We start from the raw sequence: 23,425 nt of genomic DNA on the forward strand, positions 1-23,425 counted from the left end.
TGGGCCTCCCATGACCGATCCTCATGCCCCGGCGCTTTTGTGCCAGAACGTCTCGGTGACCTATGGGCCGGTCACCGCTCTCGATGCAGTATCGACCGTATTCAATGCCGGCCTTATTCACGCCGTGGTCGGCCAGAACGGCGCAGGAAAAACGACCTTCGCTCGCGTTGCATCCGGTCTCGTGCGGCCGGCCGCCGGCCATGTCGCGATCGGTGGCCGGGTCATGCGCGGTGGCAATGTCGGTGAGGCACGCGCTGCCGGTGTCGAACTGGTTCACCAGAGCTTCGCGCTGCCGCCATCGTTCACCGTGGCAGAGGCCATGGAGTTCGGCGCAACGGGAACCGGGCGGTTCTTCACCCGCAGGAGCCTGTTTGCGCGTTGGCGGGCCCATCTCGAAAGCCTCGACATATCGGTCGATCTCGGCGCCCGCATTCGCGACCTGCCGGTCGAGAGCCAGCAGGGGATCGAAATCGCCCGGGCGCTGGTCACGCAAGCCAAGGTTCTCATCCTCGACGAGCCGACTGCAGTATTATCGCCATCCGGCATCGAGAAACTGTTCGAGCGCGTGCGCCGGCTGAAAGCGCAGGGCGTTACCGTGCTTCTCATTCTTCATAAAATTCGCGAGGTTCTTGCCGTCGCCGACACGGTAACCGTGCTGCGCGCCGGGCGGCTTGTCGATGGTCCGCTGATGAGGACGGATGTGGATGGAGCGCGGTTATCCAGGCTCATCATCGGGGAGGCAAACCGCGGGCTCGCAGCCGCCGATGCGCAGGCGCTAACCGGCGCTGGCACGGTGGAACACACTTCGACTGTCGCAGAGGCGGCAACGGCCGCACCGGTTCTCAAGCTTTCAAACATCACCACGTTTGTCGATCAGGAAGGCCCGGCTTTGCAGGATGTGGACTTTCACGTTCGCCCCGGCGAGATCGTCGGTATCGCCGGCGTCGAAGGCAACGGCCAGCGGACGCTCGTCCGCCTAATCGCGGATTTCGCCAAGGCGAGCCATGGCGAAGTCCATCTGGCAGGACACGACATTACCGCCCAGTCCCTCGCTCAGCGCCGTATCATGGGGTTACGTATCATTCCCTTCGAGCGAAACACGGAAGGGCTTAGCCTCACCTCCAGCTTGTGGGAAAACTGGACCGCCCGTGCGCTCCTTGAAAAGCCGCTTCTGCGTCTGGTCAATCCGGCGCGGTTGCGCAGCGAATGCGACGCCGCCTTGAAAGCATGGGGTGTCCGTTATGACAATGTCGCCCAGAAGGCGGGAGCGCTTTCCGGCGGCAACGCGCAAAAGGTCATCCTGTCACGCGAAATCGACCCGGATGCGAAGCTGATCATCGCGGCGCAGCCGACACGCGGCCTCGATATCGGCGCCACCGCCTTTGTCTGGGACGCACTCCGCCAGGCGCGCGATCGTGGCTGCGGCATCATCCTGATTTCGTCCGACCTGGATGAGTTGTTCGATATCAGCGACCGCGTCGTCGTGATGCTATCGGGCCGGGTCGCCGGGACATTCACGGCTCCCTACGACATTGGTGCGGTCGGAGCCGCAATGATTGGGGGTTCCCGATGATAGCGCGCGTTTCCTATATTCTTCGCAGCTTGATCTTTGTCATCTTCGCATTGGTTCTGTGTTCCATCGTCTTTCAGATTGCTGGGTATTCTGCGTCCATGGTGCTGACCAATGTAGCAGATGGGGCATTCCTGCGGCCCGGCGCTCTGGCGCAGAGCCTCCGATGGGCATTGCCGCTCTTCATTACCGCCGTTGGGGTTGGGATTTCATTCCGTGCCGGATTCTTCAATATCGGCGCGCAGGGACAATTCTATGTCGGCTCCATTTGCGCGGCCTTCGTCGCAGAATGGCTTTCGGGCGCTCCGGCGTTCGTTGTCATACCGGCCTGCATGGTCGCTGGCATGGTTGGGGGCGCACTGTGGGCGTTTTGGCCGGGATACCTTCGCATCCGCTCGGGAACCGATGAGGTCATAACGACACTGATGGGGAATTTCATGGCGGGCCTGCTTTTGGTCTATGTCACTTCCGGGCCACTCAAGGACCCATCGGGCTCCGGGCAACAAGCCTCCAGCCGCCCGCTTGAGGCAGCCTATCGCCTCTCGACATCGTCAGGCCTCTCAGTCAAGATCATCGCCATTGCTGTGGTCGTCGGCCTGGCCATGTGGCTACTCGTCAACCGCACGACTTTCGGGATGTTGGCAAGCCTCGCCGGCCGCAACCCGGTGATGGTGCGATGGCAGGGCGCGCTTCTCTGGAAGCTCGGCATCACCAGCTTTTTGTTGAGCGGTGCTTTGGCGGGTCTTGCCGGAACGATCGAGCTCATGGGACCGAACGGGCGCATCGCCAGTGGCTTCCTGCCGGCACATGGGTTCACTGCCATCCTGATTGCCCTTGTTGCCAACTTCTCCGTGGCGGGAACGGCGATAGCGGCCCTGTTTTTCGGCGGGCTCGCTTCAGCGGCGCTCTACCTGCCGGTGATGGCGGGGCTACCGTCAGCCGCGATCGACGTTATCAACGCGGCGATCGCCCTTTTCATCACAGCCCGGTCGAAACTGCTCGACAAGGTCCTGCGCATAGGGGGACGTTCTTCATGAATGACATCGTCATAGCCATCCTGCGCTCCGGCACCCCACTCGTCTACGTAACCCTTGCCGGCGTCATAGCCCAGAGAGCGGGCATCTGGAACCTCGGCCTTGAGGGTCTGATGATCATCGGCGCCTGCGCCACGATCCTGGGCATAGTCGTCACCGGTTCGGTCATACTTGCGCTGCTGATCGCCATGCTCTTTGCGGTTCTGGCTTCAATCCTCCTCTGGTTCGTAGTCGAGAAACTCAAAGCCAATCCGATCATCGCCGGACTTGGGTTGACGGGCCTAGGGCTTGGCGGCACGGCGCTTGCCATCCAATCCTTCTTCGGCAGCCAGTCCGCAGTCAACGCGCCTTTTGGCCTCCCTCGCCTCGGACCTGCCTTCGGCGCTTACGGTGTTCTCTCGATCCTCGTGGTGCTGATGCCGGTTGTGGTATTCGCACTGTGGTTTCTTCTGTGCCGCACACGCTTCGGCCTACAACTATCGGCCTGTGGCGAACATCCGTTTGCGGCCCGCAGCGTCGGTGTCAACCCATCGATGATGCGCCTGATCGCTCTTTCGATCGGCGGTATTCTGGCAGCATTGGGCGGCGCAGAGCTGGCAGCGGGCAGCCTGCAATTTTTCGGGCAGAACATGACGGCGGGACGTGGCTTCATGGCGTTTGCCGCGGTCATCTTCGGGGCTGCGCATCCAATGGGCGCCACACTGGCGGCGATGTTCTTTTCCGTGCTGAGCGCCATCGGCATCCGCGCGCAGCTCGTGTTCGGCGATAGCGTGCCGCACGATCTCATTCAGGCGCTCCCCTATCTCGCGACGGTCTTCGGTCTCTGGCTCAGCAGCCGCCTGAGAGGTGATAGCAACGGTGGCATCACCGAGTTACGTGACAACTGAACGGGCGAGCCCCAGAACCTTAGCGGAGACGCCTATGAAAACGCTGTTTCGCAACGCAACTCTCCTGGCGATGGACAAGGCGCATGGAAGCACGGCCTTTGCCGGAGATCTTCTGGTCTCGAATGGCCGTATTGAGGCCATAGGTCCGAACCTCGCAGCCGATGGCGCGCGGATAATCGACGCGACCGACAAACTGCTGATGCCCGGCCTTGTCAACGCGCATACGCATTCGAGCGAAACTTTTCTGCGCGGCCGGTATGAACGGATGCCGCTGGAAATATGGCTGCTCTACGCCTACCCGCTGCTGATGGGCCCGCAGGTCGACAAGCGGCTCGTCTATCTACGGAGCGCGCTGTTGGCGATGGAATCGCTGAAAAGCGGTGTCACCACACTCTGCGACGATTTCTTCGACCCGCCCGGCCACGATATCGAACGGCTCGCCTGCGCCTTTTCTGCCTACGAGGATGCGGGCATTCGCGCGAATGTCTCCAGCGCGGTGATGAACATTCATACGTTGGACGCCCTGCCCTATGCGCGAGAAATCATGCCGGAAGCGCTGAAGGCAAAACTCGATTTCGGACCGCCGATGCCGGCCCATGCCTATATGGACTATTGCGGCGCGGTGTTTTCCACCCTCCATGGGCGGGCAAATGGACGGCTTCGTTTCATGGTGGCCCCTTCAGCGCCGCAGCGGTGCACGGCCGACATGCTGCAGGCGTGTTATGCACTTGCGCTTCGCCACGGCGTTCCCATGCACACGCATGTGCTGGAGACAAAAACCCAGGCCGTGACTGGCCCGGAATTCTACGGGAAAAGCCTCGTTGCCTACCTTCACGATCTAGGCGTCCTTGGGCCAAGCACGACGATCGCCCATTCCGTTTGGGTCAGTGATGCGGACATCGACTTGGTGGGCGAAGCTGGATGTTCCGTCGCCCACAATGCGATCTCAAACCTCAAGCTTGGCGCAGGTATTGCGCCCATCCGACGCCTGCTCGACGCCGGCGTACATATAGGTCTTGGCACCGATGGCCTTTCTTCCAACGATACCGCGCGAATTTTCGACGTTATGCGCGTTGCCGCTTTGGTGCAGAGTGCAACCGGGCCTGAATTTGGTGATTGGCTGAACGCCGGCGAAGTCCTCACCATGGCAACGATCGGCGGCGCACGAACCGCCCTCCTCGAGGGGGTCACCGGTTCGCTCGAAACCGGTAAGGCAGCCGACCTTCTGATGCTCAATCTCAACAGTATCGGTTTTGCGCCACTGAACGATATCGGCAAGCACCTGGTCTATAGCGAGAACGGCCGCTCCATTGAACTGGTGATGGTCGACGGACAAATCGTCGTTGAGAATGATCGGATGACAACGATAGACGAGGCGGAAATTCTTGCCGAAATTCGTGAGAGAATGCCGGCCTTTCAGGCTACTCATGCTCAGCTGGAACGCGCGAACGCAATATTTGAGCCAACGATGGCTGAGATCCATCGTCGGGCGACATCCGCAGAGATCGGCTTCAGCCGCTATTTCAACGGCATGGGCCAAACGGGCGCCATCCAGACATGACACCGCCAGAAATCAGCATCATCTGCCTATATTGTCCTCCCCTACTGCCCAAGATTCTTGAGGTAAATTGACAGCAACTGCGTCTGCGACGAGATGCCAAGCTTACGATATACGTTACGGCGATGAACTTTGACGGTACCGGTGGAAATGCCCAGTCGCAGACCGACCGATTCCGACGAATGCCCCTGCAGGACAAGCTCGATGATCGAGGCTTCCCTTTCTGTAAGGTTGAGATTGCGCCACACCCGATCGGCAGCCGGATGCGCGGACTTGCGCCCGCCCCGTTCCCGCTTGGCCAAGGCGGCATCGAAGCGCCGGCCGAGCTCCGGCCAGGCATGGCGAACCAGACCGCCCACCAGCGGCTCTGCCTTTTTCAGCAAGGCAAAATCGGCCGCAGGAAACACACCTGACCGTTCCCTCCGCATCAGCGACAGGACCACAGCGATACCGTCCTCCAGCACGATGAAGAACCCGATCTCTTCCGCCAGCCCTGTCTGGGTATAGTAGCTGCGGAAATATTCGCTGGAAAAGAACCGGTCCGGGGCAAGCTCGCGCATACGCCAGACACCCGGTCTGAGCTCGCGCGCCGCATGGTAGAATGGATCGAGCAGAAAGGGCCCGGCCTGATACAAGCTCACGAAAATGACGTGTTCATCCGGCGTGAAGGTGCTGTAGAGATCGATCGGCCGCTCTTTTTCACGATAGGCAAAGACGACGGCATAGTCGAAACTGACCAGTGAACGCATCAACGTACAGAAAAGACGACCCGCCTCCTCGTCGCCGATCGCGGCGCCACCGACCATCGGCCCGAGCGTCTTGAACAGTGCCTCCAGATCGATGCCCATATATCCTGTCCAGCCAGCAAAAAAGAGTGGCAATTGCCTTCAGGGTATACACCTTCCACAGCGGAGAATGGCTTGAAATACCCCTTTCGGGGTATATACCGCCAATGGCCGTTTTGAATAGGCTGCTGGCCAGACGGTGAGAAACCGGGCAGCCGCGAGGTGGCCCGGTATTCTAAAAACAACCGCGGGGAATTTTTAAGTGACAGCCGCTCCAGCGAACGACATCGAGTTCCGTTCGGTCACCAAGTGCTATGGCAGTGTGACCGCCGTTTCGGACATCAATCTGGCCGTGCCGAAGGGTGCCTTCGTGGCGCTGCTTGGGCCTTCCGGCTGCGGCAAGACCACGTGCCTCAGAATGATCGGCGGCTTCGAGCAGCCGAGCGAAGGCACGGTTCTGATCGACGGCCGCGAAATGAACGGCATCCCGCCCTATCGCCGTCCCGTCAACATGGTCTTCCAGCACTATGCGCTCTTCCCGCATTTCGACGTCGAGCAGAACGTCGCCTACGGCCTGAAACAGGCGCGGCCGAAGCTGGCGGTGTCCGAGATTTCCGCCCGGGCGCGCGAGGCTCTCGAGATGGTCCGCCTCGGCGGTTTCGAGAAGCGTCGCATCCATGAAATGTCAGGCGGCCAGCAGCAGCGTGTGGCGCTTGCCCGCGCCATCGTCAACAAGCCCTCCGTACTTCTGCTCGACGAGCCCTTAGCGGCGCTCGACAAGAAGCTGCGCACCGCCATGCAGATCGAACTGCAGACGCTGCAGCGCGAACTCGGCATCACCTTCGTGCTGGTCACCCACGATCAGGAAGAGGCGTTGTCGATGAGCGACATGGTCTGCGTGATGAACACCGGACGGATCGTCCAGATGGCCAAGCCCCAGGAAATCTACGACCGGCCAGCTGATCTCTTCGTGGCCGATTTCGTCGGCAAGACCAATCGGATTTCGGTAACCGTCGAACCCGATGGCACCACTTTGCGGCTGTCGAACGGAATGGCGCTCGCGGCACGGTCTTGCCTCAAACCGGGTGCTGCGATCGTGGCGCTGAGGCCGGAAGCGATCGACCTCGTCCGGCAGTCGACTGGTGACGGCAGTTCGCTGGCCGGGATCGTCACTCACCGCATTTTTCTCGGCTCCACCGCCGAATACCAGATCAGCGTCGATGGCCTTGGCGATTTCCTCGTCACTACCGACCGGCGCAGCATGCAGGAAAGCGATCTCGTCGAACCGGGCGAGCGGGTCGCTCTCACTTTCGATCCCGGCAAAGTGCATGTTTTTCCGGCCTGAGGAACGGCCGTACACGTCAAAACAAAGAAGGGAACAAAGTCATGACAAAGTGGTACAGAGAAAATGCCCCGATATCAGCCGAAAACCTCACTGACGAATGGATGCGCCTGAAGCGCGGCTCGGTCACCCGCCGCCACTTCCTCGGCGTCACCGGCCTTGGCCTCGCCGCAGCCGTTCTTGCCCGCCAGCCCGGACTGTTCAGTTCCACCGCCTACGCCGAAGACCTCGGTACGACCATGTCGCTTGCCACCTGGCCCAACTATCATGACCCGGCGACCTTCGAAGCCTTCACGGCGGCGACCGGCGTTGCTGTCGAAGTCAACGTCTTCGGCTCGAACGAGGAAATGCTGGCGAAGCTCCAAGCCGGCGGCACCGGCTGGGATCTGTTCGTGCCGACCAATTACACGATCTCCACCTATGTGAAACTCGGCCTGATCGACCCGCTCGACATGTCGAGGGTTCCCGCTTTCTCGCAAGCCACAGAATCGGCGCGTTTCACCTCCGAAGGCGCCATCGACGGCACGACCTACGCCTTGCCGAAGAACTGGGGCACAACCGGCATGGCCGTCAACACCTCCAAGATCAAGACGAAGCTGACCTCCTGGAAGGACTTCTTTGAAGTCGCCATGACCGAGGCCGACGGCCGCGCCATGGTGCATGACTACCAGTTGACCACCATCGGCAGCGCGTTGGTGTCGCTTGGCTATTCCTTCAACTCGATCAAGCCGGAAGAATTGGCGAAGGCAGAGGAACTGTTGATCAAGGTCAAGCCGCATCTCTACGGTATCAACAGCGACTACCAGCCGGGCATGCGGGCGACGGACGCCTGGATGACCATGTGCTGGACCAATGACGGCGCCCAACTCAACCGCGACATGCCAGAAATCGCATACATCCTCGGCGCCGACGGCGGTGAAATCTGGACCGATTTCTACGCAATCCCCAAAAGCGCCGCCAACAAATCGGCGGGTTATGCGCTGCTCAGCTATCTGATGACGCCGGAAAACGCCGTCAAGGAACATATCGCCAACGGTGCGCCCACCACCGACAGCCGCGTGCTCAAGCTGCTTCCGGCCGATGTAACGTCGAACAAGATTGTCTATCCGGACGAAGCATCACTGACCAAGCTGGAATTCGGCGCGGCGGTGACGCTGACCGATCCGGCCCGTGCTGAGCTCATGGCGCGGTTCAAATCGGCGTGATTTCTCTTCTCCTCAACGGGGAGAAGGTGGCCCGCAGGGCCGGATGAGGGCGCGCGAAGCCCACCGGGTGTGGTTCCCCTCATCGCCTTACTGCGTTCGGCTCCTCTCCCCGCTGGGGAGAAGAGAATGTTCACGGCACGATTCCGTCCAGACTTCGAGCGAAGTCGCAGCTATCGAAAGTCGAATGAAGCCCATGACAACCGACAGAAAGAGACAGCTGGTTACGGCCGCACTTATAGCGCCGGCCGGGCTCTGGCTGTGCGTGTTCCTCGTCCTGCCCTTCATGGCCGTGGTCGTCTTCGCCTTCGGTGAGCGCGCGCCGGAAGGCGGATATCAGGCGGCCTTCACGTTCGCACAGTTCGCCAATCTACCCTCCCGCGCGGCGGCCTTCTGGAACACCATGATGATCGCGCCTATCGGCGCCTTCCTCTGCCTGATCGTAGCCTATCCCGCCGCCTATTATCTGGCGATCAAGTCCAATCCGAAATACCGGTTGGTGCTGGTTTCGCTGGTGGTCGTGCCGTTCTGGACGAGCCTGCTCGTGCGCACCTATGCGTGGATGTACATTCTGGGTTCGCGCGGTATTCCCAATCTGCTCGGCATGATCGGCATCGAGGATATCAGGCTGCTCAACACGCCCGGCGCCGTGCTGCTCGGTATCGTCTATGGCTACCTGCCGCTGATGATCATGCCGATCTATGTCAGCCTGGAAAAACTTGACCGCCGCCTGCTCGAAGCTTCGGCCGATCTCGGAGCAAAACCCGTTTCGACCTTCCTTGGCATCACTCTGCCCCTGTCACTTCCCGGCGTCATGACCGGCGTGGCGCTGGTGACTATCTTACTGCTCGGCGAATACCTGATCCCGCAGCTGCTCGGCGGCGGCAAGGTGTTCTTCATAGGCAATGCGCTGGTCGATCTCTTCCTGCAATCGCGCAACTGGCCGTTCGGTTCGGCCATTGCGGTCACGCTGGTGGTCGTGGTGGTGATCGTGCTCAGCGTCGCCATGCGGATCGCATGGAAAGTCTCCGGCTCAAGACAGGTGGATCTCGTCTGATGCGCGCGCTGATCACCTTCGTCTATCTGTTCCTCTATGCGCCGATTGCGCTGGTCGTGATGTTCTCCTTTAACGCCGGCCGCAATGCCAGCGAGTTCACCGGCTTCTCGACCATGTGGTACGGCAAGGCGCTGGGCAACACGTTCCTGATCACCGCGCTGCAGAACAGTCTGATGATCGCCTTCACCAGCGCCGTGCTTGCGGCGGTTTTCGGCACGATGGCAGCGCTCGGCATGCAGCGGCTCAGCAGCCGCGGCCGTGCCATCTTCGACGGCCTGTTTGCCGCCGCCATCGTTGTGCCCGGCGTGGTCATCGGCATCGCCACGCTTGTGGCGCTGGTCGAAGTGTTCTCCTTCCTCAATCCCGCGCTCGCCTTGATCTGGCCGGGCGAAAAACCACCGCAGCTTGGCCTTGGCTACGGCTCGATCATTGCAGCCCACGGCCTGTTTTCCCTGGCCCTGGTGACGATGATCGTCAAGGCCCGCATTGCCAGCCTCGGCCGCGATATCGTCGAGGCCTCCAGCGATCTCTATGCCACGCCATTCACCACCTTCTGCCAGATCGTCCTGCCGCAGATCCTGCCATCGGTGCTGGCAGGCTTCCTGCTCGCCTTCACCTTTTCCTTTGACGATTTCATCGTCGCCTTCTTCGTTGCCGGCTCGAAGACGACGCTGCCGATCTACGTCTTTGCCTCGATCAGGCGCGGCGTAACACCGGAGATCAACGCGATCGCCACCATGGTTCTGATCGCCTCTTTGCTGATGATCCTGATTGCCCGCGTGCTGATGCGGGACAAGACACGAAAAGTGCAAGCCGGGAGTAGACGATGATCCTGAAAGACCGGGTGGCTATCGTAACCGGCGCCGGCTCCGGCATCGGCCAGGCGGGTGCTGCGATCATGGCGCGCGAGGGGGCTCATGTCGCCGTCGCCGATCGTAGCGCCGAAGGTGCAGCCGAAACCGTCGCGCTGATCCGAAATGCCGGCGGCAGCGCCGAAAGCCTCGTCCTCGACGTCACCGACGATGTCTCGCTTGAAACTGGAATCGCTTCGGTACTTGCCCGTCATGGCCGCATCGATATCCTGCACAATCATGCCGGCGCTCAGGTGGCGGGCGATCTCGAACAGGTGGAGATCGAAGGCTTCGATCGCTCCTGGAGCCTGAATGTGCGTGCCCATTTCATGGCCGCCCGCTTCGTCATGCCGGCGATGAAGGCGCAAAGCGCCGGCGTCATCCTCAACACCTCGTCCTCTTCCGGTGTGCTCTACGACCGCGAGATGATCGCCTACACGACCACCAAACATGCCGTCATCGCCATGACCAGGCAGATGGCCGGCGATTACGCAAGGTTCGGCATCCGGGTCAACGCGCTCTGCCCCGGCTGGGTCGATACCCCCTTCAACAGCCCCTTCATCGCCCAGATGGGGGGGCGCGCAGCGATCGAGGCTTATGTGCGGGAAAAGGTGCCGATGGGCCGATGGGCCGATGTCGGCGAGATCGCCGAATCGATCCTATTCCTAGTTTCCAGCCGCTCATCCTACATGACCGGCCAGATCCTCGTGGTGGATGGTGGCGAATCTGTCGTCTGAGAATTCCGGCCCACCGCTTTCTAATTCGTCTGCTGCCACTTGTTGTTGACCGCCTTGAAGGGATTAGAATTGTCGACCCCCTTGAAAAATTAATAAGGCGTTGGAAATAAAGATTTTCATGTCGGAGCTTGCTTCGCGGCCGATCTTCTCAAAATTGAAGGGTGTCGGCCGCTGGTGATACCGTACCGAACATTCACGAAGCGACATCGATCCGGTTGGTTGTCACATGTCCCGATACTACAACACTATAGGTTTCACTTGGCAGTATACCACTCCGCAGATTATCAGCAGAACGCTCCCATGAATAGAAAGGTCCGTTCCTGATCTTTGCCCGGTCACGGTTTGACCAGATCCTGGCCTCGGATTTCGCTTGAGATCGAACGTCCGCGCTCGTTGAAGAAAGTGCGAGTGCATTCAGCGTTTCGCCGATTATTTCGCCGGTTGCCGAAAAGTATGGGCGGCCAAGCTTTCTAGCTTTCTTGAGCGCTTGAAGGCAGCGCTCATCGATCTGCGACGATGGCTTTTCGGCCTTCGCAGCGATTGCCCAGGCCCAAAGGACATACGCATCGGAAACGTTGTCGAATGCCGACCACAGCCAAGGTGTGGCGAAGGCGTCGTCGAGGCGTTCCCCGGCGCGAACTGCAGAAAGGCCCACAGCGATCGCTGCCCAAGGATCTTTCTGCGGCTGGAACATCGTTTCCCGACCTCGGAAGCCCGAGACGGTCTCCATCCCACTGGGGTAGGATCCGAGGGTGCTTGCGAGAACGAGAGAGAGGCTGGGATCCACAGCACTCACCTGCAGAGTCAATTCTGGACCAAAGTCCGCTACTGCGGACCAAATCGTCGCCCGCAGACCGCTACTGAAGAATGGTAGATAAATCTGCCAGACCCGTTCGGTTTCAACGCTGAGGCTGATACGGACCTTTTCCCCAACAGGAGCGATAGACTGATTGAATTCCAATGTCAGTTTCTGTGGATCCGAATGAACACGGACATCAGGTTTCCTTCTCAGAGCCCGCCATCCCCCACGTTTCCCAGGCGTCGTGTCGACAGACAAACCAACCGAGAATCTTTTTTTCGGGGTGCCGACCAATGCATCGTTTAGGGTTGCGGAGATTGGTAGCTGGAGGCGAAGGTTGTTGAACCGGGGCGAGATGACTGGAATAAGGTCCGGATCATCTGTCGTTACGCCACTCAAGGAGCCAAGCGCTTGGTAGGCAGTCGCTCGGCTGGGCCGAAGGTTCTGCAAGAGCAGCCCCTCGCCTCGCCTCCCATTTCCAACACGGACGCTCAGGTCATTGGGATCGCCGTCAAGGATCGCGAATTGTGCTGTCTCCGCTGTGCCGCGTGAGAGGTTTTCGGCGTAACAAACATAGCGTCCCGTCTCGAGTCTCGCTTCCGCCTCCCCATTTGCGTCGCTGAGGATCTCGGCCAACACACCCCGGTCCGGTGGACCCACGATTTGAAACCGATAAGGAACGGGACTTGATCCGATTAGCCGAACAACATGTGTTTCGCCTTGGGTCATTCGGTCAGCTCCACGATCTGCGCCGGCGGCGCGGCGATAAATGAAGCGGGCTGGTAAACAGGGTGAGGACCCGCAAACTGCGCCTGCGCCGTAAAGACAGCCTGATCGGGCTCCACGCGAAATCTCCAGGCAAGGTCATTACCAACCTTCGTGTACGTCCGGCCGTTGCCGTCGGAAGCGGTAACAGAAACGGCAACGGACATATGATTTTCCGTGGCTGTCCTGACCACCACCGGGATCATCGGTGCAGCGACGCGGAGGAGCTTAACTCTCCGATTGAATTGCGTGAGGAACTCTGTCTGCAAACCCGCATTGTTCAGCGCTGCATTTGCGATGTGATCCAGATTGAACAGGATCTGCAAGCCGGTCACCATCCAGCCCTCACCAGCAAAGAATTCCACACCAGCCCCACGCAACGCCTCGATCAGTGCTTGCGTGAAGAACGGAGGATTGCCATCGGTCGGCGCCCACGCGGTTCCTCCCAAGCGCGAACCTGCCAATGCAACAGAGCTTGTCCGCCGCCTGGCCAAGTCAGTTACGCTATACGTAATGAGAGGCTGGCTTTGCACACCATTGACCTGTTCCAGGATCTCGGGAACGACCTCTTGGCAAGCATCAAGGAACACCCAGCAGCCATCCGCCCCGAGGATTGGCAGTGCTGTCGCAAGCTGGGTGACATTGATGGATTGGCTCCAGGGACGGTGCGCGGCGCTTTTGACATCCTCCAGCACGCCAACCGCAGTCGCATCGCTGTTGGCCACGCCATGCGAGGCCATATAAAAGAACATATGGTCACCGGGCCTGCAACGGCCTACCCATAAGTCACCGGCGGTCCTGTAATTGGCTTCGGTTGCTGGCGACACTAGATCGTCAGGCCGCGGATCATGTTGCAGGAGGCCTATGCCCAGCAAATCTTGCCCAGGCTGAGCGGTAGCATCGGACAGCAGAACTTCGACCGAACCCAGTGGCGCTACCAATGCGTCTGCTTGGTCGATTAGAATGCGCGCAAGCGCCCTCGCGCCGGCGGTGGTGGCGACGGCATTTGCTGAGCCATCGGGGCGAAGGCTTGGAAACCGCCCACATCCTATAATGAAGACGTGGGTCTGCGGGTGATCGGCAGGTGGCCGCAAATAAACTGTTGTCAATTGAGCAACCCAGCTTCTTTAAGCCGAACGTTGAGACGCGTGTAGAACATGGCGCTGAGGAAATACGCGCCATGGGCATCCCGCACGCCAGCGACCGTATCGACCGAGAAATCCTTCGGGCCATCGAACACGGTTTCGGTGACGAACGACAGCACATCCATCTTATCAAAAGCGTTCCACCACGCTTGCACGACCGCGGGCGGCGGAACACGCTTGCCCGCAGCGGAGTAGTCGGCAGAGCTTGCCTTGTACAGTTTCATCTCTTCAAACAGGGCGATTTTTGAACCGACGGATAGGAAGAGATCGACCTTGAGATCGCGCCCAATGGCCCCCGACATCTCTGCGACTGCCTCTGGATCAGACAGAAGGTCGTAAAGAATGATGCCTCCCATGCTATGACCAATCAGCACAAGCGGTTCGCCCTGCTTGAGATCTTTTGCGGCCGCAATGATGTCGTTCGAGACGACCTCACGTATTTTTTGGCGCGGATCCGCCTCGCGCAGATATCGGAACACGTCGCCGATTAATATCGCAAGGCCTGGCGTGATCTTTTCGCATCCCGCCCGGGCTATCGGACCATTGACTAGATTTGACGCGCCGCCCTTGAGCTTCTTGGCGGCGGCCTTGACCTTGTCTAGTATCCCAAGGCCTTGGATAGCAGCGCCGGCTTCCGCTTCTTTTCTCAATCGCTCGTAGAATTCTGCATCGGTCGTGACCGTTGGCAGCCAAGCTGGATTGGGCTGTCCCGAAGCGTACCGGGCCGCCGCGGCCCAGAATTTTTCTTCGGCCTCGAGCTGATCGACCTTCGCCTCGGCGAGCGCCCGACTATTGAACGGCCGGGTAGAGACGCGGAAGCCATCGCTCGATTATTTCCACCGGGAAACCGAGACGGACTTTTCCCTTTGAGCTGGGCGAAGTGAGTACACCGCGGTCCAGCAGACCGGATAGGACGGTGCGGGCTTGCCGTTCTTGATATCCTGTCAGAGATTGTACCTGCGAGCGCGCGAATTCACCTGCAAGAATAGCTTCACGCAACAGCGGCCAACTGCCTTTTGAAAGCCGCTGCATTTGAACTTCTTCGGCGCACCAAACTTCGACTCGATTCAACAGCTCCTCTGGCTTGAGAATAGTTTCCATGAAAGTGACTTGGTCCAGACAGCAGGTCAGAAAGAAGGAGGTGAATTCGGCCAGGCCAGCTTGAGTTAGGTTGCCCCGTCCATCAAGATCTCCGCGGCGGGGCTGATCAGCTTGGGCAAGCAACCGCTTGTAGTCGGAGACATTTCTGGCAAGCCCTCGTGACACAGACCACAGTTCTGAACCGATCCCGAGATCTCGAAGAAGCGCATGAGAAAATAGCCGTGAGACACGCCCATTGCCGTCAAAGAATGGGTGGATCCACGCGAGGCGGTGATGAGATGCGCCAACCCCGATGATCTTCTGCAACTTGGAAAGCATCTTGAATGAATAGGCCTCGACAAACCTCCCGATTAGCGGCCTGATCATGTCAGGCTCCGGCGCAATGTGTTCGCCGACCTTCACATGCCGTGTTCTCAGCTGCCCGGGAACCATTTTTATTTCTTCGCCCGTGTCTGGATTGCGGACGGTGAGCAGCTCATCGGGTAGCCGCCGGCAGAATTCTCCGTGTATCCAGCAGATGCCGTCGAGCGACAGAACAGGAAAAGGCATTTCGCTGCTATCGATCAGCTGTTGCACTTCAATATGGGCACGCGCCTCAAGCTGAAGGTTCCGTTTTTCTGGTTCTTGCGCATACTCCCCTGCCATTGCGCGGTCGATGTCGATAGGAAGCGTGTTGTGTCCCTCGATGAGATTCGAGTAATAACAGTTCATCGAACGCACGAGGTCTCCGACCGACGCCCGCATAATCGGGTGCAGTCGTGCCGCGAACCGATTGGCCGCCGAGGTAAGTTCGATGGCGACGTCTTCCAACTCTTTGTTGCTGTCGGGAAGCAGTGGTTCCATGCTCGCCAAGGTGACCATATTTTGCCGCTTTTAATGCCGTTTGATTTCTCTTTGAGAACATAGCGATAGGTTGCATCTCAAGCAATCATATTGCCGGTATTTTTGCCGGTCTATGACAAACCAGAGAACATTGACCGACTATGAGGCCAGCGAGATTCCGGCGAACGATATAAGGTCGCTATCGGCTTGTCACAATACACCCCACGCCCGAAACCTCCCCCTCCCCGTCATCTCTCTGAGGCCAAGTTCCAAAACGATCCGCCGCGCCGCCTGCGGCGTCACCTCAAGTGTTTTCGCCACCATTCCTGCCGACACCAGCGGTTTCGCCATGACGAGCTCGACCAGTTCCGGCAATTTTGAAGACGTCCGACGCCCCTCGAGTTTTCGCTCGAACATCGTTTTCGCCAGCGTCAGCCGGTCATGCTCCTTCATACCGATGTCGGCAGCTGCCAACATCCCATGGGCAATGGCAAGCAACCGCGTCTCTCGGTCGCGATGCCGGCGCTGATCGACGGGGATGGTTTTGAGGCCGAGGTTGATGGCGGCGAGATGGGTACCTGATGTGATGCTGGCTTCTCGCAGGATCGAGGCGGCAAACAACCGGCCGAGCCAAGGCGCATGCTGCAGGACCAAAATCTCGTTCTAGGCATCGAGTGCGACGATGGCCCGAAACACCGCCGGCAGATGATCCGTCTGTCGCAGCACGGCGCGCCACTCTCCAGCCGCGCGTCCTCGTCCCAGTCGGGATCGTAGACGAGTGGATCGCGATCCTGCGACCGACTTGTCGGATCGGCAGCGTTTTTCAGTACCGCTTCCGAGCGCGCCAACACCGCATCGATGGCGGCCAGCTCGGCGTCGAAGACGCTGGCGTCGTCGTATTCCCCCTCCCCGTCTCCCGCCGCATCGGCATGCACCGAGACGCTTTCACGCCCAACGCCGCCGTCCTCACCCACTGATGGTGCAGGCCACGCCTGCCCGGCGACGACGTTGTGGCGACGCAGGCTGCGGAGACCGTCCGGGCTGAGCGCCCAGCCGGGCGGCTGCCCGGCGATGCGCCGGCGGGTGCGCAAGACGTCGCGGGCAATGGTGAGTTCGTGGGTCGGGGTGCGGATATCATGGCTGGCATCGTGCAGGACGAGGTCTTCGAGGTGGACAAGCTCGCCGTCGATCCACAGCGAGGCGCAGGCGTCGCTGAAATGGGATCGTTCGATCCAGCCGCCGCCGACGGGCGAGCGAGAAATGCGCTCGTCGAGCCGGGTGAGCGCTATGCCGGCGTCGAAAGCCGGCCGCATCAGGGCTATCATACTGATTTTCGCGAGATCGTAAGTCACTGAAATCATAGTAAATGATTTGTTAAAAATCTATAGTGATGTTGTGATTCCTCACGTGGTATTATTCGGAGCGGAGGTTATAACCATCGATAAGTACCTCTTATCGTAAGTAATCTGTACAGGAGGCTTGTACACGCGCCGGGGCAGTGATAGTAAATGGCCATGAGAGCAAAACATCGGAGCGCACGATGCCCCAGACCAGCTATAAGATCAGCGAAGCGCGCAAGAATTTCGCCGAGGTGCTTGAGCGCGCCAACCAGGGCGAGGAAATCGTCATCATGCGCGGCAACGAAATTTACGCCCGTATTGGTCCCGCCGCGGACGGCGGTAAACGACCTTTCGGTCTCTTACGGCAGCGGGGTCTACCAGACGATCTATTCGACACAGCCGATGCAGAACAGGCCGCGATCGACGCCGGCGATTGGAATGACGATACCGGCGTTTGGCAAGGCAAACCTGATGACGGCGGCCGTACGCAATGAAGATCCTGCTCGACAGCCATGCCATCTACTGGTGGACCATCGGAAGCAATCGCCTCTCCTCAAGGGCGCGAACGCTGACCGAGGATAAGGCCAACGTTGTCCTGGTCAGCGCAGTGTCGTTCTATGAGCTGGACAACAAGATGCGCCTCAACAAGCTCGACCTCAAGCCACAGGAACTGCGAGCGGCCGTTGCAGCCAGCGGCTTGCAGACGCTTGCCATCTCCGATCTGCATGCCGAGCTCGCAGCGGCGTTCGATTGGGATCACAGAGATCCGTGGGACCGCATTCTTGCCGCCCAGGTGCGGCTGGAGCATTGCACCTTCGTCTCGACCGATCTGGCGTTTGACGCGATCCTGCACGAAAGGGTCTGGTGAAGGGCGACAACGTTGGTGATTGGTTGAAACGGCCGAAGAAGATCTGCAAATAATAATCAGATTTCGACCCTCGATGTAATTTAGGACAAGGACGAGCTTCCAAAATGAACAGATCGTCGTCACGTTCGATCGAAAACCGCACCGAAGCGCTGGACACCATCGCTGCCGTGCTGCCGATTGAACGCGGCGACGAGCTGGCAGAGTTGCTGACCGACCAGGATGTCGAAACGCTGCGTCACCTGGTCAACGAGGGCATGGGCGAAAACACGCTGCGCGCTCTGACTTCTGACCTTGCTTACCTACAGGCATGGTCGCTCGCCACGACGAAAAACTCTCTCCCCTGGCCGGCGCTGAAGCGCTGCTCCTGAAATTCGTCGCGCATCACCTGTGGCAGCCACTACAGCGGGACGCTGATCCAGACCACGGCATGCCGGCCGCGGTCGAGGAGAGCCTGCGTGACCAAGGGTTTCTCCGCACTACGGACCACACGCGCCCGATACAGTACGCCGGCGTCTGGCCACCTGGCGTCCTCTATTCGTCGAGACTGACATCGGCTGAATGCGTCGCCGTTTATGACCGCGCCGTCTCAATCAAGCTTGAAGCAACACCCGCAGTAAATCTTATTCGACATCCCGACCTCATTGCAGCGCTGAGGTCCATCGATGTAACAATCCGGAAAGCTTAGAGAACGCTCGCTCTATGCGTATGTCTCATACGCTTGGATCGCACGCTGGCGTGGCTGCACATTTCGTCTTCCGATCACAACGCTCGGCTCACCCAGGGTTGAGGGAAACTGCAGCGGAAGATCGGCGAATTATTGACGCTTGACCGCGTGCACTCTCACGCCCTCCCCCGCGGCGTCCTTCATCCCGTCTTCTGCTCAGCTCCGCCATTCGCTCGAGCGCCATCAGCATCGGCCCAAGCGAAAACTCGCCCTTCCTGGCTCGCCGTGTCAGATCCCGCAAATACCCTCCGGCCGAACTGATGTGGCCTCCCCCTTCCAGAATGCAGGCCGTCGCCGCGGCGGCCATTTCAGGCCCCATTGCGTAGCAGGCATCCTGATATGCAGACGGGCTGACACCGAGCATCGATCGAACCGTAATCGCGGCCGACTTCAACTCGCGCCAACTGCTGATGGCCCCATTTTGTCCATACATCGTCACTCTCTCGATCCGACGACCTTTCTCAATTCCGGAAAGCTGCTACCAGCAACGTGGCGCCGCGGGGTTCGGTGTCTATTCCTCGACTAAGTTTGCCGTCGGGGGCCTGAGCGAAGCTCTGCATGACGAACTGGCACCGCTTGGCATTCACGTCACGGTCATCGAGCCGGGCTATTTCCGCACAGATTTCCTCGATAGCTCCTCCTTGTCGGTCAGCGGCGATATCATCGGCGATTACGCAGAGACAGTCGGCAAGGTGCGGACCGTAGCTACAAGGGGCTGCGGAGGTAAAATTCCCCAATCATGCCGCGTCGGACGAGGAGGACTGGCCATTTTTTCGGAGGCCTGCCCCGTGGCCGTGGTGGTGGAGCGTAAGAGGGAGGCGTTATCAGAGCTTTGGACCGGACATGTTCCGGCATTAACATCGCATGCTGGCGCAGACGGTAACTTGAGCCCTCGATTTGGATGACGACAGCATGATGCAGCAGCCTGTCCAGCAGCGGTGTTGCAACGACAGCGTCGCCGAAGACATCGCCAATTCTGCAAAACCGCGGTTGGAGGTCAGGATCATTGCACCTTTCTCGTATCGAACATTGACGTGTTGACAGGAGCGTAGATTAATTTCTAAACTTTAGAAATTAAATGGGAGGTGGGCTATGGGTATCCATCACGGGCAGGTACTTTGCATTCTCCGGGATCGCGGTCCGCAGTCCCGGGCGGCCTTGGCGCGGTCCAGCAAACTGTCGCCCACCACCCTCACCCACGTCACCGCCCAATTGTTGCGCGACGGCGTGGTGGCGGAATGCGACACTGCCGAAACCACCGGCGTCGGCCGGCCTGGACAGGCCATCCAGCTCATCCCCGATGCCTTCCATGTCGCCGGGCTCCATCTTGGCGCCGGGCTGGTGCAGATTGTGATCACCGATCTCAAGGCCCGCGCCAAGGCGACTGCGTCCTTTGATTTTTCGCTCAGAGAGACGGAGCCCGGCGATGTCGTGTCGCGTGCGGCCGAGATGCTGTCCGGGCTGATGCGCGAGGCGGGCGACCCTTCCCTGCTGGGCGTCGGCGTTGCCGTGCCGGGTCCAGTGAATGCCGACCAGCGCTCCATCCTTGCCTCGATCAACACCGGATGGCGCAACTTGCCACTGGCCAACATGTTCGAGGCGAAAACCGGCCTTCCCGTCGTACTCGAGCACAATGTCAGCTCCATGGCGCTCGCCGAAGTCAGATATGGCATCGGCCGTGACGTTCCGGCGGTGCTGTATGTGTACTTGCGAACCGGGCTGGGTGCCGGACTGGTGGTCGACGGCATGCCGTTCCGGCCGGGGGGCCATGGCGCAGTCGAACTGGGCCATATCCAGATTTCGCGCGACGGCCCGCTCTGCAGCTGCGGCAACCACGGCTGCCTGGAAAGCTATGTCAACGAAAGCGTATTGATGCGCGCGGTCGGTCTCGAAGGACAGGCTCCGGGCAATCTCATGCAGTGCCTGGAGGCAACGGATGCATGGGCGCCGACGCTCGACCGGCTGACCGATTCCTTGGCCATCGCCATCAATCTTCTCACGCCCGACCTGATCATTCTCGGCGGCCATCTGGGTGAAGCCCCGGACAGCCTGTTCGATCATCTGCTCAAAAATCTGCCGCCCCGGGTCATGCCCCATATGCGCGATGTCCTGCGGATCGAACGTTCGGGGTTTGGCCCGCCTGCCGGCGCGATCGGCGGCGCGGTCGTGGCCCTGGATCATTTTTTCTATTCTGGAGTGAGGCAATGAACGCAGTGTCCGCTGGCGACCAACCCGCACGGAGCCGATCGCTTGCAGACTGGCCCCCGATCCTCCTCAACCTTATTGCCTTTGCATTCGGCGTCGCCGTCTGGTGGGCGATCACCGCAGCACAGCTGGTCGTGCTGCCGGGGCCGGTGGAGGTGTTTCAACGCGGGATCGAGCTGATCGCGAGTGGTCAGCTGCTGATCGATATCGTGTCCAGCCTGCGCCGCGTTCTGACGGGGTTCATGCTCGGCGTCGCCCTGGCTATTCCCGTCGGCTTCCTGATGGGCTGGTACCGCGTGGCGCGCGCCCTGATCGAGCCCTACATCCAGTTCTTCCGGATGATCCCGCCGCTGGCGGTCATTCCGCTGGCGATTGTCACGATGGGCATCGATGAAGCGCCGAAGGTCTTCGTCATTTTTCTCGCGTCCTTCCTGTCCTGCGTCGTCGCCACCTATCAGGGCGTGATCAGCGTCGATCGCACGCTGATCAACGCCGCCCGCGTTTTGGGCGCGAAGGATCGTGTCATCTTCCCGCGGGTCATCATCCCTGCGTCCACACCGTTCATTCTGGTCGGTGTGCGCATCGGTCTTGGCTCGGCCTGGGCGACCGTGGTCGCCGCGGAGTTGATTGCGGCGCAGTCGGGCCTCGGCTTCCGCATGCAGCAGGCGCAACTCTATTACGACCTGCCGACGATCTTCGTCAGCCTGATCACGATCGGCATTCTCGGGCTTCTCATGGACCGCATGGTACAGGCAGCGGAGCGCCGGCTCACCCAATGGCAGGAGCGCGTCTGATGACACTTTCCGCGATCGCCGACCCGAAAATCTCGTTTCAAAATGTCAGCCGGCGCTTCGGAGAGGGCAACAGTGCCTTTCTCGCGCTGGACCGCCTGTCGCTGGACATTGCCGATGGCGAGTTCGTCACGGTGGTCGGCCCCTCCGGTTGCGGCAAGTCGACGGCGATGAACATCGCGGCAGGCCTCACCGCAGTCTCCGACGGCCGCGTGCTTGTCGATGGCAAGGGCGTTGACGGTCCGGGACCGGAGCGCGGTGTCATCTTCCAGCAATATGCCCTCTTTCCCTGGCTGACCGTGCGCCAGAACGTCGAGTTCGGCCTTCGCATCAAGGGCATGCCGGCGGCCGAGCGCAGGCGCGTGTCGGATCACTTCATCGGTCTGGTCGGCTTGACCGACTTTGCCGACGCGCTGCCCAAAACCCTGTCGGGCGGCATGAAGCAGCGATGCGCCATCGCGCGCGCCTATGCGGTCAACCCTTCGATCCTGCTCATGGACGAACCCTTCGGCGCCCTGGATGCGCTGACCCGCGTCAACATGCAGGACCAGCTGCTGGATACCTGGACCCGCGAGCGGCGTACCGTGGTTTTCATCACCCATGACGTCGACGAGGCTGTGTATCTCGCCAATCGCGTCATCGTCATGGCGGCGCGTCCCGGCCGCCTTCATGACATCATCCCTGTCGACCTGCCCTATCCGCGCACCGAGGAAATTCGCCTGTCGCAGGCGTTCGCGGATATCCGCAACCGGGTCTGGCATGCCGTCTACCACCAAAAGCCCCAGATCGAACCAAGCATCCAAGAGGAGGAACTCTGACATGACACTGACCAGACGTCATTTTCTGACCACCGCGGCGGCCGGCGCGCTCGCTGTCCCGGCGCTGTCGCTGACGACGCGCGGCGCCTTCGCCCAGGCCACCCCCGTGCGGATCGGCTATATCGCCGATTATTTCGGTACCAGCCTGACGGCGATCGCTAGCGATCAGGGCCTTTGGGCCAAGCATGGCCTCGAACCGGAACTCAAGGTCTTTACCAACGGCCCCATCCAGATCCAGGCGCTGGGCGCCGGCAGCCTCGATTTCGGATATGTCGGTCCGGGCGCCCTCTGGCTGCCGGCGACCGGCAAGGCCAAGATCGTCGCGATGAACGCGCTCGGCCTGTCCGACCGGGTCATCGCCCAGGCAGGCTTCAACTCGATGGCAGACCTGAAGGGCAAGAAGATCGGCGTTCCCGAGGGCACGTCCGGCGACATGCTGCTACGGCTGGCGCTGGCCAAGGCCGGCATGCAGCTGTCCGACGTCGAAGTGATCAAGATGGATCCGCCGACCGTCGTATCGGCCTTCGCCTCCAAGCAGATCGATGCCGCCGGCATCTGGTATCCGCTGGTCGGCATCATCAAGAAGACGGTTCCGGATCTCATGGAGGTCGCCAAGAGCGCGGACTTCTACCCCGCCAACTCCTTCCCCTCCGCCTTTGTAGCGCGCAACGAGGTGGCCGAAAAGGACCCCGAGCTGGTGAAGAAATTCATCGCCGTGACCAAGGAAGCCAACGACTTCCGCGCTGCGGACGTGCCGCGTTCGGTCGAGATCACGGCCAAGTTCCTCGGTGTTCCCGCCGAGCCGTTGGTTACGGAAAGCCAAAACGGCCAGTTCCTGACGTCGGCCGAGTTCATAACCGCGACCAAGGACGGCACCGTGTTCAAATGGCTGCAAGGCCTCAACGAGCAGTTCGTCTCGTTCGGCAAGCTCCAGAACCCTCTCGATCCCAAGGACTACTATCTGGCGGACCTTTACGCCGGTAACTAGTTTCCAGTTGCCCGACGCGACGCTTGGCGTTGCGTC

Annotated in this window: 20 protein-coding genes and 5 pseudogenes; 17 read left to right on the forward strand and 8 right to left on the reverse strand. The window is 60.1% G+C overall.

The window, feature by feature from the left end:
• Window positions 1-10: 10 nt before the first annotated feature.
• From ACSQ3J_RS18250 to ACSQ3J_RS18265, 4 genes are read left to right on the forward strand one after another with little or no spacing between them, the layout of a single operon-like run.
• Window positions 11-1,573, forward strand: a complete 1,563-nt coding sequence (locus tag ACSQ3J_RS18250; RefSeq protein ID WP_060504122.1) for an ABC transporter ATP-binding protein — start codon at window positions 11-13, stop codon at window positions 1,571-1,573.
• Window positions 1,570-2,607, forward strand: coding sequence for an ABC transporter permease (locus tag ACSQ3J_RS18255; RefSeq protein ID WP_060504121.1), 1,038 nt, complete (start codon window positions 1,570-1,572; stop codon window positions 2,605-2,607). The genes ACSQ3J_RS18250 and ACSQ3J_RS18255 overlap by 4 nt, the downstream gene beginning before the upstream one ends.
• On the forward strand, window positions 2,604-3,491 hold the full coding sequence (locus ACSQ3J_RS18260) for an ABC transporter permease (RefSeq protein ID WP_060504120.1): 888 nt from the start codon (window positions 2,604-2,606) through the stop codon (window positions 3,489-3,491). Before ACSQ3J_RS18255 ends, ACSQ3J_RS18260 begins: the two co-directional genes overlap by 4 nt.
• A gap of 34 nt (window positions 3,492-3,525) precedes the next feature.
• Window positions 3,526-5,052 (forward strand): amidohydrolase family protein, encoded by a 1,527-nt coding sequence (locus ACSQ3J_RS18265; RefSeq protein ID WP_060504119.1) that lies wholly within the window; start codon window positions 3,526-3,528, stop codon window positions 5,050-5,052.
• A gap of 41 nt (window positions 5,053-5,093) precedes the next feature.
• Here ACSQ3J_RS18265 and ACSQ3J_RS18270 read toward each other — a convergent pair whose 3' ends face one another.
• Window positions 5,094-5,897 carry a helix-turn-helix transcriptional regulator gene (locus ACSQ3J_RS18270; RefSeq protein ID WP_060504118.1) on the reverse strand — a complete coding sequence of 268 codons (804 nt, stop codon included), beginning with the start codon at window positions 5,895-5,897 and terminating at the stop codon, window positions 5,094-5,096.
• 199 nt (window positions 5,898-6,096) lie between these two features.
• Between ACSQ3J_RS18270 and ACSQ3J_RS18275 the strand changes: the two genes are divergently transcribed.
• The 5 genes from ACSQ3J_RS18275 (at window position 6,097) to ACSQ3J_RS18295 (ending at window position 11,023) form a co-directional block, all read left to right on the forward strand.
• Window positions 6,097-7,179 (forward strand): ABC transporter ATP-binding protein, encoded by a 1,083-nt coding sequence (locus ACSQ3J_RS18275; protein WP_436039762.1) that lies wholly within the window; start codon window positions 6,097-6,099, stop codon window positions 7,177-7,179.
• Between the two features lie 41 nt (window positions 7,180-7,220).
• On the forward strand, window positions 7,221-8,381 hold the full coding sequence (locus ACSQ3J_RS18280; protein WP_060504116.1) for a polyamine ABC transporter substrate-binding protein: 1,161 nt from the start codon (window positions 7,221-7,223) through the stop codon (window positions 8,379-8,381).
• Window positions 8,382-8,574: 193 nt separating this feature from the next.
• The gene (locus tag ACSQ3J_RS18285) at window positions 8,575-9,435 is read left to right on the forward strand and encodes an ABC transporter permease (protein ID WP_060504166.1); all 861 of its coding nucleotides are present in this window, start codon (window positions 8,575-8,577) and stop codon (window positions 9,433-9,435) included.
• A complete protein-coding gene (locus ACSQ3J_RS18290) occupies window positions 9,435-10,265 on the forward strand; it encodes an ABC transporter permease (protein WP_436039764.1) in 831 nt (276 codons plus the stop codon). The genes ACSQ3J_RS18285 and ACSQ3J_RS18290 overlap by 1 nt, the downstream gene beginning before the upstream one ends.
• Window positions 10,262-11,023: an SDR family NAD(P)-dependent oxidoreductase gene (locus ACSQ3J_RS18295; RefSeq protein WP_037103217.1), complete on the forward strand. Its 762-nt coding sequence runs from the start codon at window positions 10,262-10,264 to the stop codon at window positions 11,021-11,023. Before ACSQ3J_RS18290 ends, ACSQ3J_RS18295 begins: the two co-directional genes overlap by 4 nt.
• 193 nt (window positions 11,024-11,216) lie before the next feature.
• Here the strand turns inward: ACSQ3J_RS18295 and ACSQ3J_RS18300 are convergent, their stop codons facing one another.
• From ACSQ3J_RS18300 to ACSQ3J_RS18320, 5 genes and pseudogenes are all read right to left on the reverse strand, one after another.
• A complete protein-coding gene (locus tag ACSQ3J_RS18300) occupies window positions 11,217-12,458 on the reverse strand; it encodes a hypothetical protein (RefSeq protein WP_436039765.1) in 1,242 nt (413 codons plus the stop codon).
• A gap of 89 nt (window positions 12,459-12,547) precedes the next feature.
• Window positions 12,548-13,414 (reverse strand): caspase family protein, encoded by an 867-nt coding sequence (locus tag ACSQ3J_RS18305; RefSeq protein WP_348270803.1) that lies wholly within the window; start codon window positions 13,412-13,414, stop codon window positions 12,548-12,550.
• Between the two features lie 278 nt (window positions 13,415-13,692).
• Window positions 13,693-14,382 carry a hypothetical protein gene (locus tag ACSQ3J_RS18310; RefSeq protein ID WP_436039766.1) on the reverse strand — a complete coding sequence of 230 codons (690 nt, stop codon included), beginning with the start codon at window positions 14,380-14,382 and terminating at the stop codon, window positions 13,693-13,695.
• Between the two features lie 139 nt (window positions 14,383-14,521).
• Window positions 14,522-15,676: a Fic family protein gene (locus tag ACSQ3J_RS18315; protein ID WP_244482079.1), complete on the reverse strand. Its 1,155-nt coding sequence runs from the start codon at window positions 15,674-15,676 to the stop codon at window positions 14,522-14,524.
• Between the two features lie 189 nt (window positions 15,677-15,865).
• Window positions 15,866-17,016, reverse strand: a pseudogene (locus ACSQ3J_RS18320) (RHE_PE00001 family protein).
• A gap of 179 nt (window positions 17,017-17,195) precedes the next feature.
• Here ACSQ3J_RS18320 and ACSQ3J_RS18325 point away from each other — a divergent pair.
• The 3 genes and pseudogenes from ACSQ3J_RS18325 to ACSQ3J_RS18335 all read left to right on the forward strand — a co-directional run.
• Complete coding sequence (locus ACSQ3J_RS18325; protein WP_060504109.1) at window positions 17,196-17,489, forward strand: type II toxin-antitoxin system Phd/YefM family antitoxin; 294 nt, start codon at window positions 17,196-17,198, stop codon at window positions 17,487-17,489.
• Window positions 17,486-17,863: a type II toxin-antitoxin system VapC family toxin gene (locus ACSQ3J_RS18330; RefSeq protein ID WP_060504108.1), complete on the forward strand. Its 378-nt coding sequence runs from the start codon at window positions 17,486-17,488 to the stop codon at window positions 17,861-17,863. Before ACSQ3J_RS18325 ends, ACSQ3J_RS18330 begins: the two co-directional genes overlap by 4 nt.
• A 104-nt stretch (window positions 17,864-17,967) precedes the next feature.
• Window positions 17,968-18,397: pseudogene (locus tag ACSQ3J_RS18335) on the forward strand (integrase); the annotation flags it as partial.
• Between the two features lie 353 nt (window positions 18,398-18,750).
• Here ACSQ3J_RS18335 and repC read toward each other — a convergent pair.
• Window positions 18,751-18,999, reverse strand: a pseudogene (gene repC, locus ACSQ3J_RS18340) (replication initiation protein RepC); the annotation flags it as partial.
• Window positions 19,000-19,075: 76 nt separating this feature from the next.
• On the opposite strand from repC, the pseudogene ACSQ3J_RS18345 reads away from it, so the two are divergent.
• Window positions 19,076-19,294: pseudogene (locus ACSQ3J_RS18345) on the forward strand (SDR family NAD(P)-dependent oxidoreductase); the annotation flags it as partial.
• On the opposite strand, the pseudogene ACSQ3J_RS18350 reads toward ACSQ3J_RS18345, so the two are convergent.
• Window positions 19,293-19,627 (reverse strand): annotated as a pseudogene (locus ACSQ3J_RS18350) (ATP-binding protein); the annotation flags it as partial. The pseudogenes ACSQ3J_RS18345 and ACSQ3J_RS18350 sit on opposite strands and share 2 nt — an antisense overlap.
• A gap of 52 nt (window positions 19,628-19,679) precedes the next feature.
• Here ACSQ3J_RS18350 and ACSQ3J_RS18355 point away from each other — a divergent pair.
• The 4 genes from ACSQ3J_RS18355 to ACSQ3J_RS18370 are packed head-to-tail and all read left to right on the forward strand — an operon-like array spanning window position 19,680 to window position 23,389.
• Complete coding sequence (locus ACSQ3J_RS18355) at window positions 19,680-20,795, forward strand: ROK family transcriptional regulator (RefSeq protein WP_060504105.1); 1,116 nt, start codon at window positions 19,680-19,682, stop codon at window positions 20,793-20,795.
• Complete coding sequence (locus ACSQ3J_RS18360) at window positions 20,792-21,586, forward strand: ABC transporter permease (protein ID WP_082512105.1); 795 nt, start codon at window positions 20,792-20,794, stop codon at window positions 21,584-21,586. Before ACSQ3J_RS18355 ends, ACSQ3J_RS18360 begins: the two co-directional genes overlap by 4 nt.
• Window positions 21,586-22,401 carry an ABC transporter ATP-binding protein gene (locus ACSQ3J_RS18365; protein ID WP_060504104.1) on the forward strand — a complete coding sequence of 272 codons (816 nt, stop codon included), beginning with the start codon at window positions 21,586-21,588 and terminating at the stop codon, window positions 22,399-22,401. Before ACSQ3J_RS18360 ends, ACSQ3J_RS18365 begins: the two co-directional genes overlap by 1 nt.
• 7 nt (window positions 22,402-22,408) lie before the next feature.
• Window positions 22,409-23,389 carry an aliphatic sulfonate ABC transporter substrate-binding protein gene (locus ACSQ3J_RS18370; RefSeq protein WP_436039899.1) on the forward strand — a complete coding sequence of 327 codons (981 nt, stop codon included), beginning with the start codon at window positions 22,409-22,411 and terminating at the stop codon, window positions 23,387-23,389.
• The last annotated feature ends 36 nt before the right edge of the window (window positions 23,390-23,425 follow it).

Origin of the sequence: Rhizobium sp. LjRoot98 (assembly GCF_964252935.1) — a bacterium.
Taxonomy (GTDB): domain Bacteria; phylum Pseudomonadota; class Alphaproteobacteria; order Rhizobiales; family Rhizobiaceae; genus Pararhizobium.

Bases quoted from the DNA above. Each gene is read 5' to 3' on its own strand.
- ACSQ3J_RS18250 (WP_060504122.1), top strand. From the start codon at position 11: ATGACCGATCCTCATGCCCCGGCGCTTTTGTGCCAGAACGTCTCGGTG.
- ACSQ3J_RS18255 (WP_060504121.1), top strand. From the start codon at position 1,570: ATGATAGCGCGCGTTTCCTATATTCTTCGCAGCTTGATCTTTGTCATC.
- ACSQ3J_RS18260 (WP_060504120.1), top strand. From the start codon at position 2,604: ATGAATGACATCGTCATAGCCATCCTGCGCTCCGGCACCCCACTCGTC.
- ACSQ3J_RS18265 (WP_060504119.1), top strand. From the start codon at position 3,526: ATGAAAACGCTGTTTCGCAACGCAACTCTCCTGGCGATGGACAAGGCG.
- ACSQ3J_RS18270 (WP_060504118.1), bottom strand. From the start codon at position 5,897: ATGGGCATCGATCTGGAGGCACTGTTCAAGACGCTCGGGCCGATGGTC.
- ACSQ3J_RS18280 (WP_060504116.1), top strand. From the start codon at position 7,221: ATGACAAAGTGGTACAGAGAAAATGCCCCGATATCAGCCGAAAACCTC.
- ACSQ3J_RS18285 (WP_060504166.1), top strand. From the start codon at position 8,575: ATGACAACCGACAGAAAGAGACAGCTGGTTACGGCCGCACTTATAGCG.
- ACSQ3J_RS18290 (WP_436039764.1), top strand. From the start codon at position 9,435: ATGCGCGCGCTGATCACCTTCGTCTATCTGTTCCTCTATGCGCCGATT.
- ACSQ3J_RS18295 (WP_037103217.1), top strand. From the start codon at position 10,262: ATGATCCTGAAAGACCGGGTGGCTATCGTAACCGGCGCCGGCTCCGGC.
- ACSQ3J_RS18315 (WP_244482079.1), bottom strand. From the start codon at position 15,676: ATGGAACCACTGCTTCCCGACAGCAACAAAGAGTTGGAAGACGTCGCC.
- ACSQ3J_RS18325 (WP_060504109.1), top strand. From the start codon at position 17,196: ATGCCCCAGACCAGCTATAAGATCAGCGAAGCGCGCAAGAATTTCGCC.
- ACSQ3J_RS18330 (WP_060504108.1), top strand. From the start codon at position 17,486: ATGAAGATCCTGCTCGACAGCCATGCCATCTACTGGTGGACCATCGGA.
- ACSQ3J_RS18355 (WP_060504105.1), top strand. From the start codon at position 19,680: ATGGGTATCCATCACGGGCAGGTACTTTGCATTCTCCGGGATCGCGGT.
- ACSQ3J_RS18360 (WP_082512105.1), top strand. From the start codon at position 20,792: ATGAACGCAGTGTCCGCTGGCGACCAACCCGCACGGAGCCGATCGCTT.
- ACSQ3J_RS18365 (WP_060504104.1), top strand. From the start codon at position 21,586: ATGACACTTTCCGCGATCGCCGACCCGAAAATCTCGTTTCAAAATGTC.